The sequence below is a fragment of the Phenylobacterium sp. genome (assembly GCF_036402295.1).
In the GTDB taxonomy this organism is placed as follows: domain Bacteria; phylum Pseudomonadota; class Alphaproteobacteria; order Caulobacterales; family Caulobacteraceae; genus Phenylobacterium.
Genome location: NZ_DASWTE010000415.1, coordinates 1 through 3,480 on the forward strand (window position 1 = coordinate 1; position 3,480 = coordinate 3,480).

Annotated in this window: 5 protein-coding genes and 1 pseudogene; 5 read left to right on the forward strand and 1 reads right to left on the reverse strand. The window is 71.5% G+C overall.

Translation table 11 applies throughout. From position 1 onward, the window contains the following. The coding region (locus VGD44_RS24090; protein ID WP_331090921.1) for a PEPxxWA-CTERM sorting domain-containing protein at positions 1-229 on the forward strand (229 nt) is incomplete at its 5' end. A 56-nt stretch (positions 230-285) separates the two neighbouring features. On the opposite strand, the gene VGD44_RS24095 is transcribed toward VGD44_RS24090, so the two are convergent. After that, positions 286-705: an MAPEG family protein gene (locus VGD44_RS24095; protein WP_331090922.1), complete on the reverse strand. Its 420-nt coding sequence runs from the start codon at positions 703-705 to the stop codon at positions 286-288. A gap of 46 nt (positions 706-751) precedes the next feature. On the opposite strand from VGD44_RS24095, the gene VGD44_RS24100 reads away from it, so the two are divergent. The 4 genes and pseudogenes from VGD44_RS24100 to VGD44_RS24115 all read left to right on the forward strand — a co-directional run. Then, positions 752-1,642 (forward strand): EamA family transporter, encoded by an 891-nt coding sequence (locus tag VGD44_RS24100; RefSeq protein WP_331090923.1) that lies wholly within the window; start codon positions 752-754, stop codon positions 1,640-1,642. A 60-nt stretch (positions 1,643-1,702) separates the two neighbouring features. Beyond that, the gene (locus VGD44_RS24105) at positions 1,703-2,587 is read left to right on the forward strand and encodes a DMT family transporter (RefSeq protein WP_331090924.1); all 885 of its coding nucleotides are present in this window, start codon (positions 1,703-1,705) and stop codon (positions 2,585-2,587) included. A gap of 126 nt (positions 2,588-2,713) precedes the next feature. Beyond that, positions 2,714-3,067 carry a YciI family protein gene (locus VGD44_RS24110; protein ID WP_331090925.1) on the forward strand — a complete coding sequence of 118 codons (354 nt, stop codon included), beginning with the start codon at positions 2,714-2,716 and terminating at the stop codon, positions 3,065-3,067. A 64-nt stretch (positions 3,068-3,131) separates the two neighbouring features. Beyond that, positions 3,132-3,480, forward strand: a pseudogene (locus VGD44_RS24115) (hypothetical protein); the annotation flags it as partial.

The following is a 3,480-nucleotide window of genomic DNA, read 5'->3' on the forward strand; positions in this document are numbered from 1 at the left end:
GCTCGCCACGGCGCTCGCCAGCGGCGCGCACACGCTCACGCTGCGGGGGTCCGTCATCGCCTTCGGCACGACGCCGGGCGCCACCTACACCGGCTCGCTCAACCTCGACACCGGCGGCGGTGGCGGCAACGAGATCCCGGAGCCGGCCACCTGGTTGATGATGATCATGGGCTTCGGCGGGGTGGGCGCGCTGATGCGCCGCCGTCGTCACGGGTTCGCGTTCGTCTGATCCTGATACGGTAGCCTGAACCCGGCGCGCCCAGCCGCGCGCCGGGTTCGAAGCCGTCAGAACACGGCCATGGCTGCGCGCGTCGCCAGCGCCAGCAGCACCACCGAGCCCGCCATGAAGATCAGGAAGCGGGCCATGATGATGTTGCTCAGCGCCTGCACCAGGCTGTGGACCACGCGGATCCCCACGTACGCCCAGGCCAGGGCCACGTTCAGCCCATCGCCCTCGCCGACCAGGGCCAAGGTCAGCGCCGCCGCATAGAACAGCGTCGGCTGCTCCATCAGGTGATTGTAGTTGTCGGCCTTCCACCGCACCTGGGGGGGCAAGTGCTGGTTGAGGTCGGCCGTGGTCATGGTGGGAGCCATCTCCACCTTGCTGCGGACGATGGCCGGGATACGGGTGGCGTAGAGCCAGGCCCACATCACCATCGACCAAAGCACCAGCACCACGACCGGCTGCAGCATCGCGCTCGGCATCGCGTGCCCTCCAAACTGCTTTTGGCGAATCTCGCGTCCGCCCACAGTGGACCGTGCGCCGGGCCGTCGCGTCCAGCCCGCGCAGGAGGAGCCGCTGGAACCGCTCGCCTTCGCCGCCGTCCTGCTGGCCGCCCTGATGCATGCCGGCTGGAACGCGGTGATCCGCGTGGGCCTGGACCGGTTCTCGTCGATCCTGCTCCTGTCCATGACCCAGAGCGGGCTCGCGCTCGTCCTGCTGCCGTTCTTCCCGCTGCCGGCGGCGGCGGCCTGGCCGTGGGTGGCCGGCTCGGCGCTGCTGCACACCGGCTACAAGCTGTTCCTGATCCGCGCCTACCAGCACGGCGACCTGTCGCAGGTCTATCCGCTGGCCCGCGGCGCGGCGCCCCCGATCGTGGCCCTGGGCGCGGTGGTGCTGATGGGCGAGGCGCTGCCGCCGGCCGGGGCCGGCGCGGTCGCCCTGATCGCCGGCGGCGTGGTGCTGATGGCTTTCCGTGGCGGGGCCGGGTTCGCGCGGCTGCCGCTGCCGGCGCTGGGCTATGCGCTGGGCACCGCAGCCTTCGTCGCCGCCTACACCCTGGCCGACGCGAAGGGCGCCCGCGTCGCGCAGTCGGCGACAGCCTACGCGCTCTGGATGTTCGTCGCCGACGGGCTGGTGATGCTGACGTACGCCGTCGCCACCCGCGGCCCGCGGGCGCCCGCGGCGGTGCTCTCGGAGTGGCGGACCGGGCTACCGTCGGGCGCGCTGTCGCTGGGCTCGTACTGGTTGGTGCTGTGGGCCTTCACCCGCGCGCCGGTGGCGCTGGTCACGGCGCTGCGCGAGACCAGCGTGCTCTTCGCCATGCTGATCGGCCTCGTCGTGCTGCGCGAACCCGCCGGGCCCTGGCGCTGGGCGGCGGCGCTCACGATCGTGGCCGGCGTCGCCGTGATGCGCCTGTAGGGCCGCCAAGGCCGAGGTGGCGGTTGACGGCGCCTGCCGCCGTCCCGCTTAAGAGCGGCCGTGAACGCCCCCACGCAGAACGTCGCCTTCGGCATCGCCTTCCGCGTGGCGGCGATGGCGTGCATGGCGTGCCTGTCGGCGCTGGTGAAGTGGACCGGCTCGCGCGGGATCCCGGTCTTCGAGATCATCCTGTTCCGCAACCTCTTCGCCTTCGTGCCGCTCGGCCTCTACATCTGGCGCACGACCGGCTTCGAGGTGCTGCGGACCAAGCGGCCGTTCGGCCACCTGGCGCGCTCAGCGGTAGGCCTGACCGGCATGGTCTGCGGCTTCTCGGCTGTGCAGCACCTGCCGCTCACCGAGGCCACGGCGCTGCAGTTCACCTCGCCCCTGTTCATGACGGCGCTGTCGGCGCTCTTGCTGTCGGAAAAGGTGGGGCGGCATCGCTGGGCCGCGGTGTTCGTGGGCTTCATCGGCGTCCTGATCATGGCCCGGCCGCTGCCGGGGCAGATGAACGTGCCCGGCGTGACCCTGGGCGTCCTCTCGGCCCTCGGCGCGGCGGGCGCGATGGTCGCCATCCGCCAGATCTCGGACACCGAGCGCGGCCCGACCATCGTCTTCTACTTCACCCTCGGCGGCGCTCTGCTGGGCCTCGTGGGATCGGCGTTCCACTGGGTGACGCCCGACCCGCAGACCCTGGGCCTGCTCATCCTGGCCGGCCTGATCGGCGGGGTCGGGCAGCTCTTCCTCACCGAGGCGCTACGCCAGGCGCCCATCGGGGTGATCGCGCCGTTCGACTACACCCAGCTGATCTGGGCGACGGGCCTGGGCCTCGTCATCTGGGGCGAGCTCCCGCACCCGCTGACCCTGGTCGGCGCGGTGATCGTGGCGGCGAGCGGCGTCTACATCCTGCACCGCGAATTGCGCCGCTTCCGCCAGACCGACTAGGCGCCTCCTGTTGCAACACCCGATCGCTTGCTGATGGACCGTCACGGTTCCATATCGCTTGGCTCACCGGAGATCGCCGCGATGGCTCGTCTGCGCCCGCTTCTGGCTCTTGCGATGGGGACGCTGATGACCTCCGCCGCCGTCGCTGCGCCCGACCAGCCGCTGTTCGCCTTCATCTACCGGCCAGGCCCGGCCTGGAAGCCCGGCCTGCCGATGGCGCAGCAGGACCTGCGCGCGCACGGCGGCTACATTGCCAGGCTCGCGGCCGAGGGCCGCGTCGTGGCCGCGGGCGGGTGGGCCGGCGCCGACGGGGGCATGGCCGTGCTGCGCGCCGCCGACACCGATGAGGCCCAGCGCTTGCTGGCCGCCGATCCCGCGATCACCGCCGGCGTGTTCCAGGCCGAGCTGCGCCGCTGGTCCCCACGCTTCGGCGTCGACGCCGACCTCGTGCCGAAGCCACGCCCGATGCCTCAGCCTTGAATTGACACAACACTGTTACAGGCGGACGCTTCCGCTTCCTGCACAGGTTGTGGAGCGCTCCCCCATGCTCAAGACCTCCCATTTCCTCGCCTTCGCCGCCGGCGCCGCCCTTCTGGGCTGGGCCGCGGCCGCCCAAGGCGCCGTCACGGTCATCGGCGGCGGCATGGCGCGCCAGTGCTCGGTGGCCGCGCTCAACGGGGCGTCCGACGCCAAGTCCGAGGACATCTGCACCATGGCGCTGGAGACCGAGATGCTCAGCCTGCGCGACCGGGCCGGCACCTATGTGAACCGCGGCGTGCTCAAGCTGCGCCGCAAACAGTTCGCCGACGCCCAATGGGACTTCAACCGCGCGATCGACACCAAGAAGGACCTGGGCGAGGCCTATGTGAACCGTGGCGCCGCGCACGTGGGCT